This window comes from Streptomyces sp. NBC_00353 (genome assembly GCF_036108815.1).
Lineage (GTDB): Bacteria > Actinomycetota > Actinomycetes > Streptomycetales > Streptomycetaceae > Streptomyces.
On sequence record NZ_CP107985.1, the window covers coordinates 6,386,544 to 6,409,931 of the forward strand.

At 71.0% G+C, this 23,388-nt stretch carries 24 protein-coding genes; 19 read left to right on the forward strand and 5 right to left on the reverse strand.

Annotated elements, in window-relative coordinates; translation table 11 throughout:
- Window positions 1-1,530: an ATP-binding protein gene (locus OHA88_RS28825; RefSeq protein WP_328627637.1), complete on the reverse strand. Its 1,530-nt coding sequence runs from the start codon at window positions 1,528-1,530 to the stop codon at window positions 1-3.
- 218 nt (window positions 1,531-1,748) lie between these two features.
- On the reverse strand, window positions 1,749-2,747 hold the full coding sequence (locus OHA88_RS28830) for an SEC-C domain-containing protein (RefSeq protein WP_328627638.1): 999 nt from the start codon (window positions 2,745-2,747) through the stop codon (window positions 1,749-1,751).
- 78 nt (window positions 2,748-2,825) lie between these two features.
- Here OHA88_RS28830 and OHA88_RS28835 point away from each other — a divergent pair, with 78 nt between their 5' ends.
- The 3 genes from OHA88_RS28835 to OHA88_RS28845 are packed head-to-tail and all read left to right on the forward strand — an operon-like array spanning window position 2,826 to window position 5,410.
- Complete coding sequence (locus tag OHA88_RS28835) at window positions 2,826-3,638, forward strand: class E sortase (RefSeq protein ID WP_328627639.1); 813 nt, start codon at window positions 2,826-2,828, stop codon at window positions 3,636-3,638.
- 54 nt (window positions 3,639-3,692) lie between these two features.
- Entirely contained in the window at window positions 3,693-3,851 is a 159-nt protein-coding gene (locus OHA88_RS28840) for a DUF3311 domain-containing protein (protein WP_078852680.1), read from the forward strand.
- Window positions 3,848-5,410 (forward strand): sodium:solute symporter family protein, encoded by a 1,563-nt coding sequence (locus OHA88_RS28845; protein WP_328627640.1) that lies wholly within the window; start codon window positions 3,848-3,850, stop codon window positions 5,408-5,410. Before OHA88_RS28840 ends, OHA88_RS28845 begins: the two co-directional genes overlap by 4 nt.
- Here the strand turns inward: OHA88_RS28845 and OHA88_RS28850 are convergent.
- Window positions 5,376-6,824 carry an MFS transporter gene (locus OHA88_RS28850; protein ID WP_443044303.1) on the reverse strand — a complete coding sequence of 483 codons (1,449 nt, stop codon included), beginning with the start codon at window positions 6,822-6,824 and terminating at the stop codon, window positions 5,376-5,378. The genes OHA88_RS28845 and OHA88_RS28850 overlap by 35 nt on opposite strands.
- 140 nt (window positions 6,825-6,964) lie before the next feature.
- Here OHA88_RS28850 and OHA88_RS28855 point away from each other — a divergent pair, with 140 nt between their 5' ends.
- From OHA88_RS28855 to OHA88_RS28870, 4 genes are all read left to right on the forward strand, one after another.
- Window positions 6,965-7,492, forward strand: coding sequence for a winged helix-turn-helix transcriptional regulator (locus OHA88_RS28855; protein WP_328627642.1), 528 nt, complete (start codon window positions 6,965-6,967; stop codon window positions 7,490-7,492).
- An 86-nt stretch (window positions 7,493-7,578) separates the two neighbouring features.
- Window positions 7,579-7,914, forward strand: a complete 336-nt coding sequence (locus tag OHA88_RS28860; RefSeq protein WP_030970975.1) for a DUF6412 domain-containing protein — start codon at window positions 7,579-7,581, stop codon at window positions 7,912-7,914.
- 128 nt (window positions 7,915-8,042) lie between these two features.
- On the forward strand, window positions 8,043-8,813 hold the full coding sequence (locus tag OHA88_RS28865; protein ID WP_328627643.1) for a YidC/Oxa1 family membrane protein insertase: 771 nt from the start codon (window positions 8,043-8,045) through the stop codon (window positions 8,811-8,813).
- A 159-nt stretch (window positions 8,814-8,972) separates the two neighbouring features.
- Complete coding sequence (locus OHA88_RS28870; RefSeq protein ID WP_328627644.1) at window positions 8,973-9,833, forward strand: fumarylacetoacetate hydrolase family protein; 861 nt, start codon at window positions 8,973-8,975, stop codon at window positions 9,831-9,833.
- Window positions 9,834-9,920: 87 nt separating this feature from the next.
- On the opposite strand, the gene OHA88_RS28875 is transcribed toward OHA88_RS28870, so the two are convergent.
- A complete protein-coding gene (locus tag OHA88_RS28875) occupies window positions 9,921-10,400 on the reverse strand; it encodes a heme-degrading domain-containing protein (RefSeq protein WP_328627645.1) in 480 nt (159 codons plus the stop codon).
- Window positions 10,397-11,551, reverse strand: a complete 1,155-nt coding sequence (locus OHA88_RS28880) for a Gfo/Idh/MocA family oxidoreductase (RefSeq protein ID WP_328627646.1) — start codon at window positions 11,549-11,551, stop codon at window positions 10,397-10,399. Before OHA88_RS28880 ends, OHA88_RS28875 begins: the two co-directional genes overlap by 4 nt.
- 56 nt (window positions 11,552-11,607) lie before the next feature.
- Here OHA88_RS28880 and OHA88_RS28885 point away from each other — a divergent pair, with 56 nt between their 5' ends.
- From OHA88_RS28885 to OHA88_RS28940, 12 genes are all read left to right on the forward strand, one after another.
- Complete coding sequence (locus OHA88_RS28885; RefSeq protein ID WP_328627647.1) at window positions 11,608-12,837, forward strand: ROK family transcriptional regulator; 1,230 nt, start codon at window positions 11,608-11,610, stop codon at window positions 12,835-12,837.
- 179 nt (window positions 12,838-13,016) lie between these two features.
- Window positions 13,017-14,255, forward strand: a complete 1,239-nt coding sequence (locus tag OHA88_RS28890; protein WP_328627648.1) for a hypothetical protein — start codon at window positions 13,017-13,019, stop codon at window positions 14,253-14,255.
- Window positions 14,256-14,309: 54 nt separating this feature from the next.
- Entirely contained in the window at window positions 14,310-15,074 is a 765-nt protein-coding gene (locus OHA88_RS28895; RefSeq protein ID WP_267004989.1) for a GntR family transcriptional regulator, read from the forward strand.
- 132 nt (window positions 15,075-15,206) lie between these two features.
- On the forward strand, window positions 15,207-16,331 hold the full coding sequence (locus tag OHA88_RS28900; RefSeq protein WP_328627649.1) for a TIGR03364 family FAD-dependent oxidoreductase: 1,125 nt from the start codon (window positions 15,207-15,209) through the stop codon (window positions 16,329-16,331).
- 53 nt (window positions 16,332-16,384) lie between these two features.
- Complete coding sequence (locus tag OHA88_RS28905; protein ID WP_328629822.1) at window positions 16,385-17,089, forward strand: phosphonatase-like hydrolase; 705 nt, start codon at window positions 16,385-16,387, stop codon at window positions 17,087-17,089.
- Window positions 17,086-18,201, forward strand: coding sequence for an ABC transporter ATP-binding protein (locus OHA88_RS28910; RefSeq protein ID WP_328627650.1), 1,116 nt, complete (start codon window positions 17,086-17,088; stop codon window positions 18,199-18,201). Before OHA88_RS28905 ends, OHA88_RS28910 begins: the two co-directional genes overlap by 4 nt.
- Window positions 18,202-18,280: 79 nt before the next feature.
- Complete coding sequence (locus tag OHA88_RS28915) at window positions 18,281-19,099, forward strand: 2-aminoethylphosphonate ABC transporter permease subunit (protein WP_328629823.1); 819 nt, start codon at window positions 18,281-18,283, stop codon at window positions 19,097-19,099.
- Window positions 19,086-19,883, forward strand: a complete 798-nt coding sequence (locus OHA88_RS28920; RefSeq protein ID WP_328627651.1) for an ABC transporter permease — start codon at window positions 19,086-19,088, stop codon at window positions 19,881-19,883. Before OHA88_RS28915 ends, OHA88_RS28920 begins: the two co-directional genes overlap by 14 nt.
- Window positions 19,884-19,922: 39 nt before the next feature.
- Window positions 19,923-20,984 (forward strand): 2-aminoethylphosphonate ABC transporter substrate-binding protein, encoded by a 1,062-nt coding sequence (locus tag OHA88_RS28925; RefSeq protein WP_328627652.1) that lies wholly within the window; start codon window positions 19,923-19,925, stop codon window positions 20,982-20,984.
- A 113-nt stretch (window positions 20,985-21,097) separates the two neighbouring features.
- On the forward strand, window positions 21,098-21,886 hold the full coding sequence (locus OHA88_RS28930) for an HAD-IIA family hydrolase (protein ID WP_030970951.1): 789 nt from the start codon (window positions 21,098-21,100) through the stop codon (window positions 21,884-21,886).
- A gap of 138 nt (window positions 21,887-22,024) precedes the next feature.
- On the forward strand, window positions 22,025-22,600 hold the full coding sequence (locus OHA88_RS28935; RefSeq protein WP_328627653.1) for a hypothetical protein: 576 nt from the start codon (window positions 22,025-22,027) through the stop codon (window positions 22,598-22,600).
- A gap of 5 nt (window positions 22,601-22,605) precedes the next feature.
- Window positions 22,606-23,337 carry a class F sortase gene (locus OHA88_RS28940; protein WP_328627654.1) on the forward strand — a complete coding sequence of 244 codons (732 nt, stop codon included), beginning with the start codon at window positions 22,606-22,608 and terminating at the stop codon, window positions 23,335-23,337.
- Window positions 23,338-23,388: the final 51 nt, after the last annotated feature.

Here is a 23,388-nt window from a genome sequence, read left to right on the forward strand (position 1 = left end):
TCAGCGCGCGAGTTCGCAGCGCGCGGCTGTCACCAGGACGCTGTTCCACAGCGCCACGTTGTCGGTGTGGACAGCCCGCACCCGTTCCTTCTGGAAGATCTCGTTGACCATGAGATAGAGCATGCTCTTGACGACCGGGGCGTCGTTCAGGCCGCCGCGGCGGCCCCCGTTGAAGGCCTGCCGGTACTCCTTGTTGAGCTTGACCTCCCGCTCGTCACGGTCGAGTTCGAAGAACACCTCCGACGGCAGCGTGTCCCAGCGAAAGGTGATCGCATCCTCGCCCTCCAGCTCCGGAAGTTCGTCACGCAGCGCACGCCTCAGCTTCGGGTCCAGGCCCTTGCCGGCCGGGAGGACGGCCTTGCGCTGCGGCTCGGTGGCGCGCCGGGCCGCCTCCCGGTACGTCGTCTCCGCTTCCTGGAGATACGTGGCGAACGTCTGGCCCCTGTCGTCCGTGGCCTGTTCGAGGCCGCGGGCGAAGGCGGGGGTGACCGTCACGCCGTCCTTCTTCACCGTGAGGCTGAAGACGTCGTTCGGTTCGGTCGGCAGGTCGACGGCTATCCGGGCCAGCGCGAGGTGTCCCTCGGCGCTGCGGGTGCTGTTCCAGCCGCCTGCCTGGACGAGGCGGTCGTTGCGGTAGATGTAGAAGCCCTGGCGTTCGGAGAACGGACCGATGCCGCGGAAGCTGACCAGTGGTGACTTCGGAGGCCAGATGTGCGCGGTCAGTGCCACCTTGCCGACGCCCTCGACGGGTGCGGTGTACGTACGGGGGAAGCCGGACCGGCCCGGTATCCGGTAGCCGAACGGGTCGATCGGCTCGACACCGCGGTGGTCGAGTTCCTCCTTGGTCCGGACGTCCTCGACGACGATGTCGATGTTGAAGTCCTCGCGGGCGAGGAAGCGGTGCAGGTACAGACCGAGGTGGGTCTCCAGCTTCTCGATCGCGTCGTTCAGGAAGCGGTCGGCCTGACCCGTCGTCACGGTGTCGAAGGCGCGCACCCGGTCCCAGCGGACGATCGTGCCGTGCCACTCGACGACCCCGTCGTAGCGGTCGACGAGGTCCTGGCAGTAGCGGGGGTCGACGACGTCGCAGGTGAAGTCGGCCTGCGCGCGCGCCGTCAGCCAGCGCCGGCCGGTGGACGGACTCTTCTTGGTGCGGCTGATGACGGTCAGCGAATCGGCGTGCGAGAGGGAGGCGGCCTTGAGGCCCGCCCCGAAGTGGCCGAGCGCGCTTGCCGCGTATCCCTCGCGGCCGCCGACCGTCATTGCGGTGTCCAGGGCCTCGTCGTTCATGCCGCACCCGTCGTCGACGACAAGGAGGCCGGCGAGGCGGTCGTCGTCCCGGAGGAAACTGACGACGACGTTACGGGCGCCCGCGTCGATGGAGTTGTCGACGAGGTCGGCGATGGCGGCTTCGAAGCCGTAGCCCTGGTGCGTCAGCGATTCGACGTACCGGGCGGCAGGCGGCAGCCGCTTGCTGCCGGTCGTCGGGATCTCGTACTGCCAGTCGGCAGAAGGCTGATAAGGCGGCATGAAGGCTTCCTCGCGCACACAGAGCTGAGACCTGCGTGGGGAGGTGCGCCCTGAGATCAATGGTGGGATGTGATGGTATTGCAAAAGTGGGACATCGAGGGAATCTTCCTGCAGAAAGAATGCCTCGTTCCGCTCACCTACGTCCAAGGGCCCCGCTGGAGCGGGGCCCTTGGGGTTTTCCGGCAACGGCACAGCAGCAGCGCGCCCCGTTCAGGTGCTCATGCCACCCCGTGGCAGTCCCGGTACGCCCGCCCCGACCCGCACCAGCAGGCCGCGGTCCGTGCAGGAGGCCACGGCACCGCGCGGCCGCGGGCTGCGAGCGTCGTTGCGTACTGGGGGAGGAGGTTCGGGTCGGACGGGGACGCGGCTTCGGAGGCGGCGAAGGCCTCGTACGAGGGGACCGTGCCGGTGACGATGCCCAGGTTCGGGGTGCCCGCGGAGTGGAGGTCGCGGAGGGCGGCTTCCAGGTCGGTGAGGTGTTCGGTGTGGGAGGGGTACTCCGCGCGCAGGGTGGGGTATGCGGCGAGAAGTTCGCTCAGTTCGGGCTCCGGCCAGTGCAGGACCGCCACCGGGAACGGGCGGGAGAGTGCGGTGCGGTAGGTGCCCAGTTCGGCGCGGAGGCGGGTGATCTCGGCCTGGAGCTCGCCCGGGTCGGACGAGCCGAGTGACCACAGCCGCTTCGGGTCGTGGAGTTCGTCCAGCGGGACCGTGGCGGTGTGGAGCGTGTCGGTCAGGTCGTCCCAGGTGTCGTGGTCGACGCCCATCAGGCGGCGTACCCGGTGGCGGCCGATCAGCAGCGACTGGGTGGCGTACGGGACTTCCTCGCCCGGTGCCAGGAGCAGGGTCAGCGCGGTCGAGAGGAAGTCGTGGGCCGACTCCAGCTCGTCGTGCGATTCCAGGGTCTCGGCTGCGATCTGCCAGGGGCCGGGTTCGAGGGGCCCCGCCGCGCGGATGCCCTCGATGATGGCGCGGGCCTCGGCCTCGTGGCCGTACTCCCAGAGGTTCGATGCCTTGAGGGCCTTGATCAGGTACGGCTCGGCGGCGTCCGCGGCGAGGAGCTCGTCGTAGAGGGGGGTGGCGCGGGTGCGCTCGCCGGCGAGTTCCAGGTGGGCGGCGGCCCGGAGGAGCAGCGGTTCCCGGTCGTCGGGGTACTGCGCCGCCGTGCGCAGCAGGCGCTCGGCTTCGGCAATGTGGTCAGCAGGCGTGTCGGGGCGCATGCACCACACCGTACTGCTGTACGGCTCCTGTACGGAGGGTTGTTCCGACCCTGGAGAGTTACAGGTCCTGCCCTTATCGTGCGGGCCGTGAGGCAGCGGATACCGGTCAGGGTGCAGAGGAACCCGCGCGGGCGGCGCCTTGCCGCGCGCGGGCTGTGGTCGGGCGCCGAGGCGGTCGTGACCCTCGGTGTGGTGCTGCTGCTTCTCGTCGTCCATCAGCTGTGGTGGACCAATCGGCAGGCCAGGGCCGATGCCCGGCACAAGGTGCAGTCCCTGGAGCGGGAGTGGGGGCGGACGGGGGAGGGGGACGCCGGTGTTCCGTCCGCCCCGTCGGGCGAGGGCGCGGACGCGGACGCGGATACGGACACGGATACGGCGGGGGAAGGCGGGGGAGCGCCGGCGGGTGGTGCGCGTACGGGAGCGGCTGCTGCGCCCCGCTGGGATCAGGCCTACGCCGTCATCCGTATCCCGCGCCTGGGGCTCACCGCCCCCGTCGCCCAGGGCATCAGCAAGAGCGGCGTCCTCGACAAGGGGTACGTCGGGCACTATCCGCGCACCGCGCAGCCCGGTGGCGCCGGGAACTTCGCGCTAGCCGGGCACCGCAATACGCACGGTGAGCCGTTCCGCTACATCAATCGGCTGCGGCGCGGCGACCGGATCACCGTCGAGACCCGGCAGCGCGTGTACACGTACGTCGTCGACAAGACGCTGGCGCAGACCGCCGCCCGGGACAGCGGGGTCATCGCCGCCGTGCCGCGCAGCAATCTGAAGCCCGCCTTCGGGTACAGCGAGCCCGGTTCCTACGTGACGCTGACCACGTGCACGCCTGAATTCACCTCCCGTTACCGCCTTGTCGTGTGGGGGAAGCTGGCGGGTGTGCAGGAGCGGTAGCGGCGGTCACTAAGCTTTTCCGACGTGCTCAGACGACGTCCGCAGTTGTTGTGGTTGCTGGTTCCCTACGTGCTGTACCTGGGGGCGCTGCCGTTCGTGAACCGGGTCCGTCCCGTCGTGCTCGGACTGCCGTTCCTCTTCGTGTGGCTGCTCGGGGCGACCCTGCTGACACCCGTGGCGGTCTGGCTGACCCGGCGGGGGGACCGCCGGTGAACGCCGCGGTCGCGACCTCCGTCTTCGGGGCCTTCATGGTGGCCACCGTCGCTCTCGGGCTCCTCGCCGTGCGAGGCCGCGGGAACAGGGGCCGTGACGGGCTTGCCGAGTGGTCCGTCGGCGGGCGCAGCCTCGGGACCGTCTTCATCTGGGTGCTGATGGCCGGCGAGGGCTACACCAGCTTCAGCTATCTCGGCGCCGCGGGATGGGGCTACAACTACGGGGCCCCCGTGCTCTATGTGGTGGCGTACATGTCCTGCGGTTACGCCGTCGGATATGTCGTCGGGCCGATGCTCTGGGCGTACGCGCGCCGGCACGGGCTCGTCGGGATCACCGACATGGTCGCGCACCGCTTCGGGCGGCCCTGGCTCGGCGCCCTCGTCGCCGTCCTCGCGACCGTGTTCCTGCTGCCGTACATCCAGCTGCAGATCACCGGCATGGGCGTCGTCGTCTCCACCATCTCGTACGGTGCCATCAGCCTGAACTGGGCGTACTTCATAGCCTTCGCCGTCACCACGGGTTTCGTCGTGGTCAGCGGACTGCGCGGCAGCGCCTGGGTGTCCGTGCTCAAGGACGTGCTGGTGATCGCCACTCTCGGGTTCCTCGCCCTCTACGTCCCCATGCACTACTTCGACGGGTACGGGCCCTTCCTGGACCGGCTCGTCACCGAGAAGAGCGAGTGGCTGGCCTTCCCCGGGCACGGCGACAGCGGGCTCGGGCAGGCGTGGTTCATCACCACCTCGTTCCTCAACTCCCTCACCGTGGTGATCTTCCCGACCACCGTTGCCGGCTACCTCGGCGCGAAGAACGCCGACGTCCTGCGCCGCAACGCGATGTGGCTGCCCGCCTACAACGTGCTGTTGTTCGTCCCGATGCTGCTCGGCATGGCCGCCCTCTTCGTCGTGCCGGGGCTCGTCGGCGCCGAGTCCAACCTCGCGCTCTTCGAGCTCGTCGTGGACTCGCTGCCCGCCTGGGCCGTCGGCGTCATCGGGGTGGCGGCCGCGCTGTCGTCGATCGTGCCCATGGCCGTCTTCATGCTCGTCATCGGCACCATGTGGGGGCGCAGCGTGCTCTCGCTCGTACCCCGCTGGCAGCAGCGGCAGAAGGGCGCCGCGCAGACCGTCGTCGTGGCCGCGGGCGTCATCGCGCTCGTGCTGACGTACACCGCGCCGAACACGCTGGTGCGGCTCTCTCTCGTCTCGTACGAGGGGATGGCGCAGCTGCTCCCCATGGTGCTGCTGGGACTGATGTGGCGGCGGCTGACGCTGCTCGGTGCGATGGCCGGGCTGGTCGTGGGCGTGGGGGTGGTCTGCGGGTTCGTGTTCACCGGGAACGATCCGGTGTGGGGCGTGAACGCGGGCATCGTCGCCCTCGGCGCCAACCTCGCCGTCGCGCTCGCGGTGACCTACGCCGGCCCGCGCGAGCACGACGACCGGCCGGACGGCGACGTGCTCGCGCGGGACGAGCCGGGGGAGAGGCGGGAGGCCGGGGAGAGCCGGAGGCCGGAGCTCTCGGGGGTGGGCGTCAGCGAGGCGAGCGACGCTCCCGCAGGAGCATGACGACCACCGTCGCCACCAGGGCCGTCGCGACCGAGAGCAGCACCGCCCCGTCCGCACCCGAGCCCGACGTCGCGACCGCGATCGTCAGCGCGACCCCCGCCGACGAGCCGAGGTAGCGGGCGGTGTTGTTCGCCCCGGAACCCATCGCCGCCCGCTCCGCCGGCACCGACTCCACCGCGACACGCGGCAGCGCGGCATTGAGCAGGCCGCTGCCGATGCCGGAGACGACGAGCGCCAGGGTGAGCCGCAGCCACACCGACGGGCCCGCCGTTCCCGCGTCCAGGGTGCCCAGCAGCGCCAGCACCGCCACGGCGTGCAGGGCGAAGCCCGCGGCCAGCTGGTGGCGCGCCGAGACCCTGCCCGTCAGCCGCCGTGCCTGCAGCGCCACCACGAACGACGTACCGGACCAGAGCAGGAACAGCCACGCCGTGCCCATCGGCGACAGTCCGAGTCCCCCTTGCAGAAGTGTCGGCAGATAGCTGAACAGGCCGATCACCGCGAATCCGGTGAACAGACCGCCCGCCAGCGACGTCAGGAACGGGCGGCTGCGCAGCAGCGTCAGATCGATCAGCGGCGCCGCGGCCCGGCGCTCCACCACCACGAACACGGCGGTCAGCGCGAGCACGGCAAGCAGCAGCAGGCCGACACTCGCGCGCAGCCAGCCTTCCCGGCCCAGCGTGAGGGCCGTCAGCAGTGCGGTCATCGCCAGGCCGAGCGCCGCTGTGCCCGCGAGATCGGGACGGCCGCCGCGCGGCGAACGGGACTCGGAGAGCACGCGGAACGCAAAGGCGGCCGTGCCGAGTGCGGCGACCGCGAGTGCGGCATACACCAGCCGCCAGTCGATGATGCCCAGCGAACCGGCGAGCAGCGGGCCGAGCGCGATCCCGCCGCTCACGCACGCACCCCAGATCCCGGTCGCTCTGATCCTGGCCGTCCCCGCGGGGAACGCGCCGACGAGCAGGCCCAGGCTGGTCGCGAGGATCGCCGCGGTCGCCGCGCCCTGGGCGACCCGGGCCAGCGTGAAGACGAGCGTGCTGGTCGCGAAGGCGCCGGCCGCGGTGGTGACGCCGAGGCCCAGGGTGCCGATGAGGAACAGCCTGCGCCGGCCGTAGTCGTCGGCGAGGCTGCCCACGACGAGGAGGAAGGCGGCCAGTCCGAGCGGGGTGCCGTTGATCAGCCAGGCCTGGCCGGAGGCGGGGGTGGCGAGCGCGGCGGAGATGCCGGGGACGGTCGTCAACGGCGACGTGTAGTTCATCAGCGCCACGGTGGTGGCCAGGGCGGTGACGGCGAGGGTGGCGGTGGGGCGGGAGGAGGAGGGGGAGAGGGCGGCGGTCGGGCGGGTCACGGCACGTCTCGGGGGGTGCGATGGGGTGTGCGCGAGCTGCTGAGTGAGGGGACGTGTGGGCTGCGCCATGGCTTCGCTCCGGGGCTCGGGTCGTTCGTTCCGGGTCGGCTCTCGGCCGCTCTTGGTTCGGTGAATGAACTTAGGGTTGTAGGTCGACGCTAACACGGGTCGGTTCATTCATCGAACCTTGTGGGAGTAAAGTGGTGCCCATGGCTCTCGGCAAGGACTACGCGACACAGCAGTGCTCGATCGCCCGCGCACTCGAAGTGATCGGCGAGCGCTGGACCCTCCTGGTGGTGCGCGACGCGTTCTTCGGCGTCCGCCGCTACAGCGACTTCCTCGTGCACCTCGGCATCCCGCGTGCCGTCCTCGCTGCACGGCTGCAGTCCCTCATCGAGGCCGGAGTACTGGAGAAGCGCCGCTACCAGCAGTCGCCGCCGCGCGACGAATACCTCCTCACCGACAGCGGCAAGGCCCTCTGGCCGGTCCTGCGCACCCTCGGTGTGTGGGGGAGCGAGCACATTCCCGGTACGCGTCCGATGCGGCTCTTCATCCATGCCGCCTGCGGTACGGAGCTGGGGCCGTACGGCAACTGCCCGGCCTGCGCCCAGGTCGTACCGCTGGAGGATGTCGAGATGCGGCCGGGCGACGGGCTCGACCCGAACCGCGATCCGGTCAGCCGCGCCCTGTTCGCGCCGCGCAGGCTGCTCCAGCCCCTGGAGGCCGACCCCGTCTGACGCCGGCCCCCTGCCACGGTGCCATCGTGTATAACGGCTGGAGGGCCGAACGGACGAGCCCACCGGGCCGAGCAGGGGAGGGATCGATGAGCGGCAGCATCAGCAACCGTCTGCGCGCCGGTGTCGCACGCCTGCCCCGTCCCGTCGGAATCCTGCTCTTCCTCCTCACCGAGGTCCTCCTCGCCGAGGGCGGCAGCCTCTCCGCCGCGGTCGCGCTGGCCGCCACCGCGGCCGCCGGTTCCGCGCTCGTCGCCTGCTCGGTCATCAGCGCCCGCTGCGCCGCCCCCGTGCCCCGCACCCGGGTCCGTACCGCGATGCGCGACCGCGAGAAACGCACCGCGTTCCTGCCGCAGCGCGACCCCGACGCCAAGGGGCGCAGGCGGCCCCGAGCCCCCGGCCACGCCCTCCTGACGGCCGCGTAGGGACTTCCGCCCACCTTCTTGCCTGTGTACGTACGCACACGCGTACCCGGGTGCACCCCCACGCGGGTCGTCATGCCGAGCCAGATGTTCTCTCCCCCGGCACGACGAGACCCCCGGAGGGCTCACCCATGTCCGTCTTCATGTCCGCTTTCGCCGGCCTGGTCGGCTCCTTCGCCGACCTCCTCCAGCCGCTCTTCCAGGGCGCCGCCACGGCCGCCGCGATCGTCCTCTTCACCGCGCTGGTGCGGCTCGCCGTGCACCCCCTGTCGCGGGCCGCGGCGCGCGGGCAGAAGGCCCGCACCAAACTCCAGCCGCAGATCGCCGAATTGCGCAAGAAGCACGGCAAGAACCCCGAGCGCATGCAGAAGGCGCTCATGGAACTGCACAAGGAGGAGAAGGTCTCGCCGCTGTCCGGCTGCCTGCCCAGCCTTCTCCAGATGCCGGCCTTCTTCCTGCTCTACCACCTCTTCTCCAGCCAGAAGATCGGCGGCGACCCCAACGCGCTGCTCGGCCACGAGCTCTTCGGCGCCCCGCTCGGCGAGCGCTGGCACGACGCGCTGGCGCACGGCGGGCTGTTCGGCGCGCAGAGCGTCGTCTATCTCGGCCTCTTCGTGATCGTCGCCGCCGTCGCCACGTTCAACTACCGGCGTACGAAGCGTCAGCTCGCCGCAGCCCCGGCCACTCCCGCCACCGGGCCCGACGGGCAGCCGATGCCGGGCATGGGCGCGATGACGAAGCTGATGCCGCTGATGTCCTTCTTCACGCTCGTCTCGGTCGCGTACGTGCCGCTCGCCGCCGCGCTCTACATCGTCACCAGCACCACCTGGACCGCGGTCGAGCGGACCGTCCTCTACCGCGACATGCCGGCCGCGGGCGCCGCCATGGCCACCGTGGCGTAAGGGGCATGGCCACTGCGGCGCAGTCGCCGCGGCGAGTGCGCCGGTCCAGTGCGTGAACAGGGTCTTGCGGAGTGATCCGATGTCTTGGAGGATCGGCCAAGCCTGCGATGGCCGCCACCCATCCGACGGGCCCGATCTCGACGAAGGGGAGACAGACCGTTGAAGCTGCTTCGCGTGGGTACGGCAGGTGCGGAACGACCGGCGCTGCTGGACCAGGACGGAACGCTGCGTGACCTGTCGGGAATCGTCCCCGACATCGACAGCGACCTGCTCGCCGACGAGTCCGCGCTGGCCCGCGTACGGGCCGCCGCGGCCTCGCCCGGCGAGCTGCCCGTACTCGATGCCGAAGGGCTCCGGGTCGGGCCGCCGCTCGCCCGGATCGGCAAGATCGTGTGCATCGGGCTGAACTACCACGACCACGCCACCGAGACCGGTGCGGCGATTCCGACCGAGCCGATCCTGTTCTTCAAGGCGCCGGACACCGTAGTGGGACCCGAGGACACCGTGCTGGTGCCGCGCGGCAGCCGCAAGACCGACTGGGAGGTCGAGCTCGCCGTCGTCATCGGCCGCACCGCCCGGTATCTGGACTCCGCCGAGGAAGCCCTCGGGCATGTCGCCGGTTACGCGGTCGCGCACGACGTCTCCGAGCGCGAGTTCCAGATCGAGCGCGGCGGCACCTGGGACAAGGGCAAGAACTGCGAGACGTTCAACCCGCTGGGGCCGTGGCTGGTGACGGCGGACGAGGTGCCCGACCCGCAGGCGCTTGCGCTGAAGCTGTGGGTCAACGGCGAGCTGAAGCAGGACGGCGCGACCGCCGACCAGATCTTCCCGGTGGGCGAGGTCGTCCGCTACCTCAGCCAGTTCATGACGCTGTACCCGGGCGATGTCATCAACACCGGTACGCCGGCCGGGGTGGCCCTGGGGCAGCCGGAGCCCAAGCCGTATCTGAAGGCGGGCGACGTCGTCGAGCTGGAGGTCCAGGGGCTGGGACGGCAGCGGCAGGAGCTCAAGGACGCTTAGCCGCGTAGCCGGCCAAGAGCGTCCTTGGGCGGTCAGAGATCGGAGGGGTGGGTCGCTGCTGGTGCAGCGACCCACCCCTCCGATGCGTCATCCGGCGATCGTGGTGGCGAACTGTTCCAGCGCCTCGACGACCAGCGCATGGTCGTCCGCCTGCGGCAGACCCGAGACCGTGACCGAGCCGATCACGCCCGCTCCCTCCACCGCGATCGGGAACGAACCGCCGTGCGCGGCATACAGGTCCGGGTCCAGTCGCGAGGAGTCCTCGAACGTCGTCCCCTTCGCCCGGAACCGGGTCCCGACCAGGTACGAGCTCTCGCCGTACCGTTCGACCACTCTGCGTTTGCGGTCGATCCACGCGTCGTTGTCCGCGCTCGAACCGGGCAGCGCGGCATGGAACAGCTGCTGGGAGCCGCGCCGGATGTCGATCGCGACCGGCGCGTGCCGCCTGCGGGCCATGGAGACGAGCAGGCCGCCGAGGGCGTACGCGTCGTCGTAGCCGAAATGCGGCAGAGTCAGTCGGCGCTCCTGCGCGATGAGCTCGGAGATGGTCGGAGCGGTGGGGTTCATGCGGTCTGCTCCTCGGAAGCAGTGGGCAGGGTTACGGTGACGCCTTCGCGGGCCGAGCGGCGGGCGGCCTCGAGGACGTCCAGGGCCGCAGCGGCCTGCAGGGCCGTCACCGGATTGTCGCCCTTGCCGCGCACCGCGTCGGCGACCGCCGCGTAGTACGCCGGGTAGTCGCCCGGCAGGGTACGGACCGGGACGCCGCCACCGGTCAGCGGCGACTCGCCCGCACCGATCCGGCCCCACAGCGTCTCGGGCTCCTCGCCCCAGCCGTGAGCTGCGGCGGACGGGCGGTGGCCCTCGCGCAGGTCGGCCTCCTGCGGGTCCAGCCCGTACTTCACGTAACCGGCCTTGGAACCGAGCACCCGGAAGCGCGGGCCGAGCTGCGCCGTCGTGGCGCTGACGTACAGGTGCGAGCGGACCCCGTTCGCATGGGTGATCGCCAGGAACGTGTCGTCGTCGGTGGCGGCGCCGGGGCGGCGCGCGTCGGACTCCGCGTACACCTGGACGGCCGGGCCGAACAGTACGAGCGCCTGGTCGACGACATGGCTGCCCAGGTCGTACAGCAGTCCGCCGACCTCCTGCGGATCGCCCGACTCGCGCCAGCCGCCCTTCAGCTGCGGGCGCCACCGCTCGAAACGGGACTCGAAGCGCTGTACGTCGCCGAGCTCGCCGTCCTCGATCAGCCGGGCAAGCGTCAGGAAGTCGTTGTCCCAGCGGCGGTTCTGGAAGACCGAGAGCAGCAGGCCGCGCTCCTCGGCCAGCGCGGCGAGCGCGCGCGCCTCGGCCGCCGTACCGGCGATCGGCTTGTCCACGACGACCGGCAGACCGGCCTCGAGCGCGGCGGTCGCGATCGGGACGTGGGTCTTGTTGGGGGAGGCGATCACAATCAGGTCGAGCGCGTCCGGGCCGCCCGCGCGGGCCCACAACTCGTCGGGCGACGCGGCGAACGAGACGTCGGGGAACTCGGCGCGGGCCTGAGCCCGCCGCTCCTCGTTCGACGTGACGACCGTGTCGAGGACGAGGCCCTCGGTCGTGGCGATCAGCGGGGCGTGGAAGACGGAGCCCGCCAGGCCGTAGCCGACGAGTCCGACGCGGAGGGGGGTCTCGTGCGCGTGCGTCTGCTGCTGCGCCTCGGGAGTCGTGATGCCAGTCATGCAATCCACTTAAGCAACGCTGTTGCCAAAGTGCAAGCGAGAGAGACAATGGGGCCGTGAACAGGAGTAATGCCGGGGCCAACCTGCCGACCTTGCGCAGCCACAACGCGGCGCTCGTGCTGGACCTGCTGCGTGTAGCGGGCGAGCGCGGGATCAGCCGCCTGGAGCTGGCGGAGCGGACAGGGCTCACGCCGCAGGCCGTCAGCAAGATCACTGCCCGTCTGCGGGCGGAGGGCCTGGCGACGGAGGCCGGCCACCGCGCGTCCACGGGTGGCAAGCCACGGACCGTGCTGCGGCTGGTCCCGGACGCGGGGCACGCGGTGGGGCTGCACCTGGACCGCGACGAACTGACGATGGTCCTGGTCGACCTGGCCGGGACGGTCGTCGCGAGCCGCAGGACGCCGCTGGACTTCGGCGCGCCGGCCGGGGAGGTCGTCGCGGTGGCGGCGGGCGAAGTGGGGGCCGTGCTGGGCGGGCCGGCGGCGGACGCCGGGGCGGAATCTCCCCAGCCGCGCCCCTTCCCGGAACCGGGGGCAGGTCCCCGGACCTCCGCGGCCTCCGCCCCAGGTGAGGGGGACGCGGCCGGGACCGCTCCCGTGGGGGACACGCGGACCGTGCTCGGGATCGGTGTGGCCGTGCCCGGGCCCCTGGACCATCGCGGGGGCGTGCTCCATCGGGTCACCGGGTTTCCGCAGTGGGACGGCTATCCGCTCCAGGACGCCCTCGCCGCTCGTACCGGGTTGCCCGTCGTCGTCGACAAGGACACCAACGCCGCCGCCCTCGGGCTCGCCCTGCGGGCCGACGGTCCGGGCGACTTCGCGTATCTGCACCTCGGGACCGGGCTCGGCGCCGGGCTGTTTCTCGGCGGGGCGTTGCACCGAGGGGCCCGTACCGGTGCCGGTGAGTTCGGGCATCAGACCGTGTCGCTGGACGGGCCGCCGTGCAGCTGCGGCGGGCGCGGCTGTATCGAGGCGCTCTGTCTCGCCGCCGTCGCCGACGGCGATGTCGCGGAGGCCGCACGCGTGCTCGGGACCGGTGCCGCCAACCTCGTCGGGCTGCTCGACATCGACCGGGTGGTGCTGGGCGGCCGTACCGTCGGCGAGGATCCGGATGCGTACGTACGAGGGGTCCGCGCCGTGATCGAAGAGCGTGCACGGCGTGACGGCACCGGCGCGGCGGTACCGCTCGTCACCACCGCCGGTGCCGGCCGGCCGGTCGCCGAGGGGGCCGCACAACTGGTCCTCGCCCCGTTGTTCGGCCGTGTCGGCAGCGGCGGTGGCGCATAGCGCCGTCGGAGCGGTAGGGGTGTGGGCCGGTCGAGGGGTCGGGGGCGGCCGACCGGGTGGTCCTTCGGCATGTCGACGCCCGGCGGGTCGCGCGCGCGTGACAGCGTCGCCGCCTACAGCCGGTGAACTCCGGGCACGGGGCGATCCGGCCGTTCGCAAGCAGCGAAGGGTGTCCCCCCATGTCCCCCCAACCGCCCCCCGAACCGTCTCCGGAGCCGTCCCCGCTCCGGCCGTCCTCACCGCTTCCGCCCGCGCGGCCACGCCATGGACTCGCCCTCGGACTGGCCGCGGCGAGCGTGGTCCCCGCCGTCGTCCTCGGCGGCCCGTCCGCCGCCGCCACCCCGGTCCCGGCGCTCTCCGTCACCGCCGACCAGCAGCCCACCTGCGGCACACCGGCGGCGGGCGATTTCCCGATCACGACCCGGATCCGCAGCGGCCCGGAGAGGTATGCCTCCGGCGGCGGTTACGGCACCTGGTTCCTGGATCTGACCAATACGACCTCCGAGTCGTGCCGGTCCATCCACCCGGTCCTGGTCCTCACCGACGAGGACCGGAAGCTGACCTCCGACCAGATCCAGCTGGAGTTCTCCGATCAGGCCCAACCCGATGTCGAGCACCGCGTCGCCTGGGAGACGACCGACCGCGACGAGCACATCGGTGTCTTCGGCGGTGACGGCGCCGACGACTTCGCCGGCTTCACGGTCCCTGCGGGCCGCACCGTCACCGTCGAGGTCCGGATGGCGTTCACCTCCGACACCGGACCCGGCCGGATCACCGTCAACGCCGCGATCGTCCAGCGGCAGCGCGGCGCGAGCGCCGACAGCGGCAGGGTGCAGCCGAAGGACGACGGGGACTGGGTCGGTGAGTCCGACGACTATGTCTTCAGCGTCGTCGAGGACAGCGGCGACAGCGACACCGGCGAGGTCGGTGAGACCGACGAGTACGGAGACACCGACGAGTACGGCGACACGGACGAGTACGGAGAGAGCGACGAGTACGGCGACACCGACGATTTCGGTGAGACCGGTGATTTCGGTGAGGCCTCCGGCATCGGCGGGAACGGTGATGTGGGGGGCGCCGGCGATGTGGCGGGGAGCGGGGACCCCGGCCGGGACACCGCTCGCGACGGAACCGGAACCGGCCCCCGGGACAACGCCACCGGAGCAGTCGGCGGCACCGGTGACACCGCTGCCATCGGCGGCGTCGACGGCGGCGGAGGCGTCGGTGGTACGCCGACCCCGCCGGCCTCCGGGCGCGTCCCGGATTCCGGACGGGCCCCGCAGGACCGTCCCGAGCTCGCCATGACCGGCCGGACGTCGACCGTCCCCTGGCTCACGCTCCTCACCGCCGGGTCCCTGCTGCTCAGCGGCGCCGTCGCCATCGCGTGGTCCCGGCGGCTGCGCCACGCCCGTCGCTGACCTGCGGCGCCGCACCATTCACCGGTGTTCATGTCCGTCTGCCACCATCGGGGCGTGGACTACCTGCTCGACCAGGCACCTGGCGCACCGATCCGCTCCGGCATTCCGGAGCACGGCCGTATCCCCAAGTACTACGCCGTGAAGGCTCATGTCTCGCTCCTCATCGAGGAGTTGGGCGAGGGCGGCATGCTGCCCACCGAGCGTGACCTTGCCGTCCGCTACGAAGTCTCGCGCGAGACAGTGCGTCAGGCACTGCGCGAACTGCTGCTGGAGGGCCGGCTCGCCCGTCAGGGCCGCGGCACCGTCGTCGCGGGTCCCAAGCTGGAGCAGCCGCTCTCCCTCGCCAGCTATACGGAGGGGGTGCGCCGCCAGGGGCGGACCCCGGGCCGTCATCTCATCGGTCTGGAAAAGTTCCCCTGCACCGCCGCACTCGCCGCCGAGACCGGCGTCGAGCAGGGCGAACCGATCTGGCACCTGGAGCGCGTCCTGCTCGCCGACGACGACCGGGTCGGCCTGGAGAGCACGTACGTCTCCGTCGCCCGCGTACCGGACCTGGACACCGAGTTCGACCCCGACTCCTCCTTCTACGCCTACCTCCGCGACCGGCTCGGTATCTCGTTCGGCGATGCGGACGAGCGGATCGAGACGGTGCTCGCCACCCCGCGCGAGGCGCTGCTGATCGGTACGCCGCCCGCGCTGCCCATGCTGCTGCTCCACCGGATCTCGCGGGACGCGAGCGGGCAGCCGCTGGAACGCGTACGCACCCTCTTCCGCGGCGACCGGTTCTCCTTCACCGCTCACCTGGGCACGCGCGGCTGACACCGCAGACCGGCGATCGACTTGCATCGATAACGGCAACATAACGGGTCTAGGCCAACCTTGAGGCCCAGTTCACCCTCCCGTCGCCGTACCGATCCGAACGGGCCACCCGCCCCAAGCAGCGTTGCCGTCGTGAGAGTCATCGTCGTAGGAGCCGGCGTGGTGGGAACCATGCACGCCTGGCACGCAGTGAACCGCGGCCACGAGGTCGTACAGATCGAGCGCGAGAGCGAGGCACGCGGAGCATCGCTCCGCAATTTCGGACAGATCTGGGTCAGTGGCCGGGCCGGCGGCGAAGAGCTGGAGACCGCCCTCCGCGCCCGCGAGCTGTGGGAGGGCATCGGGGAGCAGGTCCCCGGCCTGGGCTTCCGGCCCTGCGGTTCGCTGACACCGCTCCGCACCGAGCTGGAGATCGCCGTCGCCGAGGCGGCGGTGGCCCGCCCCGACGCTGCGGCCCGCGGCTACCAGCTGCTCACGGCCGACGAGGCCCGCGCCGTCAACCCCGCGCTCCGCGGCGACTTCGTCGCCGCGCTGTGGTGCGAGCGGGACGCCGCCGTCGAGCCGCGCACCGCTCAACTGGCTTTGAAACAGGCGCTGTTGGCGTCAGGCAGGTACACCTTCCTCGGCGGCCGTGAGGTCCGCGAGGTGGTCGGCGCGGCGTCCGTGCGCGACGACCACGGTGACGTGCACACCGGCGACGCCGTCGTCCTGTGCACCGGCGCCTGGCTCGGCGGCCTCGTGCGCGAGCTGGCCGGTCCCGATCTGCCGGTGCGCCGCGTCCGCCTCCAGATGATGCAGACCGACCCGCTCGGCGAAGCGCTCACCACCTCCGTCGCCGACGCCGACAGCTTCCGCTACTACCCGGCGTACCGGAGCGAGGCGCTCGACGCCCTCAACGCCGGGCAGGCGCAGGCGCCGACCGCGGCCGAGCACAGGATGCAGCTGCTGATGGTGCAACGCCGGGACGGCGGACTGACCATCGGCGACACCCACGAGTACGAGCACCCGTTCTCCTTCGACGTCGTCGAGGAGCCGTACGAACACCTCACCCGGGTCGTCGAGTCCTTCCTCGGCCGCCCGCTGCCGAGGATCCGGCACCGCTGGGCCGGGGTCTACGCCCAGTGCACCGACACCGGCCGCGTCGTCCACCGCCAGCAGGTGAGGGACGGCGTCTGGCTGGTCACCGGGCCGGGCGGCCGCGGTATGACCTGCTCGCCCGCCATCGCCGAAACGACCGCCGACGAACTGGACTGGTGAAGAAGTTGAGCAACTCGCAGAAGAACGACCGGAAGAACGACCGGAAGAACGACCTGGAGAACGAGCAGAGGAGCAGGCTCAATCTGGTCGTCCTCGACATGGCCGGGACCACCGTCGCCGACGGCGGCCTCGTCGAGCAGGCCTTCGCCGCCGCCGCACAGCGCCTCGGCGTGCAGCCCGGCTCCGCCGACCACACCGAGAAACTCCACTACGTGCGCGCCACCATGGGCGAGTCCAAGATCTCCGTCTTCCGCCACCTCTTCGGCGACGAGGACCGGGCTCAGCAGGCCAACCTCGCGTTCGAGGAGGCGTACGGGGAGCTGGTCGACGGCGGCCGTATCGCGCCGGTGCCCGGCGCCCGCGAAGCCATCGAGCGGCTCACGGAAGAGGGCCGGACCGTGGCCCTCTCCACCGGTTTCGCCCGCACCACCCAGGATGCGATCCTCGCCGCGCTCGGCTGGCAGGACCTGGTGCCGCTGACCCTCTGCCCCGCCGACGCGGGCGGCCGCGGCCGCCCCTACCCGGACATGGTCCTCGCCGCGTTCCTGCGCACCGGAGCGGTGGACGGCGTCCAGCAGATCGTGGTCGCGGGGGACACCTCGTACGACATGCTCAGCGGCGTACGCTCCGGGGCCGGGATCGTCGCCGGGGTGCTGACCGGCGCACACGACAAGGACCAGCTGGAACGCAACGGGGCCACGCACGTACTGGGTTCGGTCGCCGAGCTGCCGGACCTGATCGCCCGGGCGGAAGCATGACCGGCACACCCGCACCCGCAGCAGCCGGTCGGACCGCGCAGGGCGGCGGGATCCGGTTCGACGGGGTCAGCGTCGCGTACGGCAGGAACACCGTCCTCGACCGGCTCGATCTGACCGTCGAACCCGGCGAGGTCATGGCGCTGCTCGGGCCCTCCGGATCCGGCAAGACCACCGCCCTGCGCGCCGTCGCCGGCTTCGTCCGGCCCGCCTCCGGGCGGGTCTGGCTCGGCGACCGCGATGTCACCGGGCTGCCACCGCACAAGCGCGGCATCGGCATGGTCGTCCAGCAGTACGCGCTCTTCCCGCACATGCGGGTCCAGGACAACGTCGCCTTCGGCCTCAAGGCCCGCAAGGTCGCAAAGGCCGAGATCCCCGCACGGGTCGCCGAAGCCCTCGAACTCGTCGGCATGGCCGCGTACGCCAAGCGCTACCCGCGCGAGCTCTCCGGCGGTCAGCAGCAGCGCGTCGCCATCGCCCGCGCGCTCGCCGTCCGCCCCGGTGTCCTGCTGCTCGACGAACCGCTCTCCGCGCTCGACGCCCGGCTGCGCTCCGGGATGCTCGCCGAACTGGCCCGCCTGCACCGGGAGTTGCCGGACGTCTCCATCCTGTACGTGACCCATGACCAGGTCGAGGCGCTGACCCTCGCCGACCGGATCGCGGTCATGGACAAGGCGCGACTGCAGGACTGCGGCACCCCGCAGGAGCTGTACCGCCGCCCGCGTACGGAGTTCACCGCGTCGTTCGTCGGCAACGCCAACCTGCTGCCGGTCACCGTCGCCGGGACCGCGGGCACCGTGGAGTTCGCCGGGCGCAGGCTCGACGTACCGACCGGCGAGGCGGCCGACGGCGTCACCGCCACCCTCTGCGTCCGGCCCCACCTGGTCGGACTCGGCGACGGGCCCAACGCGCTGACCGGCGCCCTCGCCGAGGTCCAGTGGCGCGGCTCCACCCATCGGCTGTACGTCGACGTCGAAGGCCACCGGATCAAGGCCGACCTCCCCGAACTGCGCGACACTCCGGCGCTCGGCGACCGGGTCACCCTGCACTTCGCCGCCGAGGACGCGGTGCTGCTCCCGGCCGGCGCCGGGGTCGGGGGAGGAGTTCGTGCCTAGCGCCGTGACCGGAGACATTTCCTCGGGTGCGTCCGGCAGCGGCCTTGTCCTCAACCGCCGGACGGGCTCGAAGTACCGCATGGCCCCCCGGTTCGTGTGGGTGTTGCCGCCCGTTGCCGTTCTTGCTCTTGTCTTCCTCTATCCGCTGGTCCTCGTCGTCCAGCAGTCCGTCAGCCCGGACGAGGGCGGCACCTCGCTCGCCCCGTACGGCGACGTCTTCGCCTCCGCGTCATTCCGCTCGGCGCTGACCACCACCGTCTGGCTCGCCGTCGGCTCGACCGCCGGCTGTCTGGTGCTCGGCCTCGTCCTCGCCCTGGTGATCGCGTTCGTACCGTTCCCCGGCGGCAGGGCGGTCGCCAGGTTCATCGACGTCTTCCTCTCCTTCCCGTCCTTCCTGATCACCCTCGCCCTGCTGTTCATCTACGGCACCGTGGGCATGGCCAACGGCGTCTGGAGGGATGCCACCGGAGCGGCGGACGGGCCCTTCCACTTCCTCACCACCCCGTGGGGCGTCCTCCTCGCGGAGATCACGTACTTCACCCCGTTCGTGATGCGGCCACTGCTCGCCGCGTTCTCGCAGCTCGACACCGCACAGCTGGAGGTCGCCTCCTCCCTGGGCGCGAAGCCGGCCCGGATCGTGCGGCAGGTGATCCTCCCCGAGGCGCTGCCGGCGCTCGCCGCGGGCGGCTCCCTCGTCCTCGTGATGTGCCTCAACGAGTTCGGGATCGTGCTGTTCACCGGGGCCAAAGGGGTCACGACCCTGCCGATGCTCGTCTACGGCAAGGCGATCCTGGAGTCCGACTACCCGGCCGCCTGTGCCGTCGCCGTCGTCAACATCGCGATCTCCGTGGGTCTCTACAGCCTGTATCGGATGGTGAGCCGCCGTGTTGGTGCATAGCCGTACCGGGAAGTGGGCCACCTGGACCGTCTTCTTCCTGCTCTTCGTCCCACTGTTCGCACTGCCCCTGCTGGTGATCGTCGCCGCGTCGTTCACCACCAACTGGTCCGGTGCCTTCCCCTCGGGCCCGACCACCGAGCACTACCGGGCCGCCACCAGTGGCGACTCCCTCCAGGCCCTCACCACCAGCCTGATCACCGCCGTCGGCGCCAGCCTGCTCGCCCTCACCATCGGCTCCTGGGCCGCGCTCGCCGCCGCCACGCTGCGGCGGCGGGGCAAGAGGTTCCTGGACGGGCTGTTCATGCTGCCGGTCGCCGTACCGTCCGTCGTCGTCGGCCTCGCCGTGCTCGTCGCGTTCAGCAGGCCGCCGATGCTGCTCAACGGCACGCGCTGGATCGTGATCCTGGCGCACACCATTCTTGTCACGGCGTTCGCCTACCAGTCGGTCTCGGCTGCGACAGTGCGTCTCGACCCGATGTACGAGCAGGCGGCAGCCAGCCTCGGCGCCCGCCCCTCCTACGTCCTGTGGCGGATCAAGCTGCCGCTCCTGCTGCCCTCCCTCACGGCCGCCGCGGGGCTCTGCTTCGCCCTGTCCATGGGTGAGCTGAGCGCCACGATGATGCTCTACCCGCCCGACTGGACACCGCTCCCGGTGCAGATCTTCGCGGCCACCGACCGTGGCTCGCTCTTCACCGGCGCCGCCGTGGCCGTGGTCCTCATGGGCACGACGCTGCTGGTCCTGCTCGCGGTCTCCCGCATCCGCACCAAAGCCTCGTACCGCTGACACCCCTTACCGAACCAACCTCCAGGAGATGCGACACCCATGCGCAAGAGCCACCTCAAGCCGCTGGCCGCCGTCACCGGCGCGCTCGCCCTCGCCGCCACCCTCTCCGCCTGCGGCGGTTCCTCCGCCGCCTCCGACGAGAAGATCGTCACCGTCTACAGCGCGGACGGGCTCAAGGGCGAGAACGGCGACGGCTGGTACGACAAGGTCTTCAAGGACTTCGAGAAGAAGACCGGCATCAAGGTCGAGTACGTGGAGGGCGGCTCCGGCGAGATGGTGCAGCGCGCCGCCCGCGAGAAGTCCAACACCCAGGCCGATGTACTGGTCACACTCCCGCCGTTCATCCAGCAGGCCGACTCCAAAGGCCTCCTGACGGCGTACGAACCGGCCGGCTCCGACCAGGTCGACGGCGCCGACAAGTCGTCCGACTCCAAGTGGACCTCGGTCGTCAACAACTACTTCGGCTTCGTCTACAACAAGAAGGAACTGAAGACCGCGCCCACCACCTGGGACGAGCTCACCGACGCGAAGTACAAGGAGAAGATCCAGTACTCCACCCCCGGAGTCGCCGGTGACGGCACGGCCGTACTCATCAAGGCCATGCACGACTTCGGCGGCAAGGAGCCGGCGATGGAGTACCTGAAGAAGCTTCAGGCCAACAACGTCGGCCCGTCCGCCTCCACCGGCAAGCTCGCCCCCAAGGTCGACAAGGGCGAACTGCTCGTCGCCAACGGCGACGTCCAGATGAACTACGCCCAGTCCAAGGACATGCCGAACCTCGGCATCTGGTTCCCGGCGAAGTCCGGCTCCAAGCCCACCACGTTCGCCCTGCCCTACGCGGCCGGACTGGTCAGCAAGGCCCCGCACAGCGCCAACGGCAAGAAGCTGCTCGACTTCATGCTCTCCGAGCAGGCCCAGAAGGACGTCAGCGAGGTCGGCGGCGGCTTCTCCGCCCGCAAGGACATCGAGGCCACCGACGCGAACGCCATCGAGCTCAGCAAGCTGATGGACGGGGTGGAGGTCTTCGAGCCGGACTGGTCGGACATAGACGCCAACCTGGACGGATATGTGGACGCCTGGAAGACGGCCACCGGAAGCTGACCGCGGCGACCGGCACGGGCCCACCGGCCCGGCACCCTAAAATCGGGGATGTCGGCGCTGCACAACGCGGTGCCGCCGGCGTCCCCGCACACGGCGTACGGCAGGAGTCCCACATGGCAGAGCGCAAGCCGATCACATCCTGGCTCACCGACATGGACGGAGTCCTGATCCACGAAGGCACGCCGATCCCCGGGGCGGACGCCTTCATAAAGCGGCTGCGGGAGTCCGGGCTGCCGTTCCTGGTGCTCACCAACAACTCGATCTACACGGCACGCGACCTGCACGCCCGCTTGGCTCGCATGGGCCTGGACGTGCCGGTGGAGAACATCTGGACCTCCGCCCTGGCCACCGCGAAGTTCCTCGACGACCAGCGGCCCGGCGGCACCGCGTACGTCATCGGCGAGGCAGGACTCACCACCGCGCTGCACGACATTGGGTACGTCCTCACCGATCATGACCCGGATTACGTCGTCCTCGGCGAGACTCGAACGTATAGCTTCGAGTCGCTCACCAAGGCGATCCGCCTGATCAACGGCGGGGCCCGCTTCATCTGCACCAACCCGGACGAGACCGGCCCCTCCGCCGAGGGCCCGCTGCCCGCCACCGGCGCCGTCGCCGCACTGATCACCAAGGCCACCGGCAAGGACCCGTACTTCGCGGGCAAGCCCAACCCGCTCATGATGCGCACCGGGCTGAACGCGATCGGTGCCCACTCCGAGTCCAGCGCCATGATCGGCGACCGGATGGACACCGATGTGCTCGCGGGCCTGGAGGCGGGCATGCACACCTTCCTGGTGCTGACCGGTCTGACGACCCCCGCCGACATCGACCGCTACCCCTTCCGGCCGTCCACGGTCGTCGACTCCATCGCCGACCTGGTCGGCCTCATCGACGTCGGCTGAGCCCGGCCGGCACCGGCGCGGGCGCGTGCGGGGGAGGGTTTCTGCGAGCCGTTCCCCGCACCCCGACGGACCAGCCCCGTCGCCCCAGCGGATGCGAAAACCCGCCGGACGCGTGAACCTGCCTTTAGGAGGTTCACGATGCGTTCCATACCCTTCACGTTCTGTGGAGCCGCAGTGGTTGCGGTGACACTGATGCCCACCTCAGTCGCACTGGCCGACTCCGGCTCCGGCCAGGAAAAGGACTCACAGACCCGCTCCACCCTCTCGGTGGATCCGTCCTCCATCGCCCCCGGGGATGAGGTGGACCTGCAGTTCGACGGCTGCAAGGGCAAGAAGGCCAAAGGGATCTCCGATGCCTTCGACTCCGACGCCGGCTTCTCGGCCGCCGACGACGGCGGACTCTCCGCCACGGGCAGGATCCGCTCGGACGCCGCGGCCGGCGACTACGACATCTGGGTGACGTGTGACGACGACAAGGACACCCGGGTGTCCGGCACCGTCACCGTCGTCGCCCGCGAAGGCGCCGCACCCGTCGCCCCGATCGCCCCGGTCCGCGCAGGCGGCGGCGGCGCCGCGACGCTCCTTGCCGGTGAGGCCGCCCAGCAGGACGGCCCCGGCGTCGTACACACGGTGATCGGGCTGGTCCTGGCCGCCGTCGCCTCCGTCGCTGTCGCTTTCCGCAGCTCCCGCCGTCGCCACCCGTCCACGGACTGAACGAGATGTCCGCCAAGGACCGCCCGACAGGCACCGGCCGGCTGCTCACTGGCGTGGCCTGGGCCGTCGTGTTGCTGGCCCTGTGGCTCTGGGGACGCGGCATCACCGACGGCTCCGGCGCCAGCTCCGCCCCGACCACCGGCGATGTCGCCGCGGTCGGCCGCCCCCTCGGCGTACCGCTGCCCGCGGCGCACGCCCCGATCAAGGGTGCGGCACCCGAGCGGGTCGAGATCCCCTCGATCGGCATCAAGGCCCCCGTCGTCTCCCGCGGCCTGGACGCGGCGGGAGGGATCGACCCGCCGTCCTTCGCGACACCGCACACGGTCGGCTGGTACGGCAGCGGCACCCGGCCCGGCGCGGCGGGCGCCGCGCTCTTCGTCGGCCATGTCGACACCGAGACCAAACCGGCCGTCTTCTACGGGCTGAGTGCGGCGCGCCCCGGCGCCAAGATCCGGGTGGTGCGCACGGACGGCACGGTCGCCGAATTCACCATCGACGACGTCCAGGTCTTCACCCGGAACCGCTTCAACGCCCACAAGGCGTACGGGCCCCGCAAGGACGGCCGGGCGGAGCTGAGGCTGATCACCTGCGGCGGTACGTTCGACCGGGCGTCGCACGAGTACAACGCCAATGTGGTCGTCTCCGCCTATCTGACCGGCGAGAAGAAGAGTGCGGCCAAGGCAGCCGAGGCCGTGGGCAAGTCCGCGGAGTCCGCCGGGTCCGCCGACTCCGCTTAGGTCGTCCCGAGCAGAAGAGGGATACCCGGCCCGGCCGGCCGCCCGTTCTCC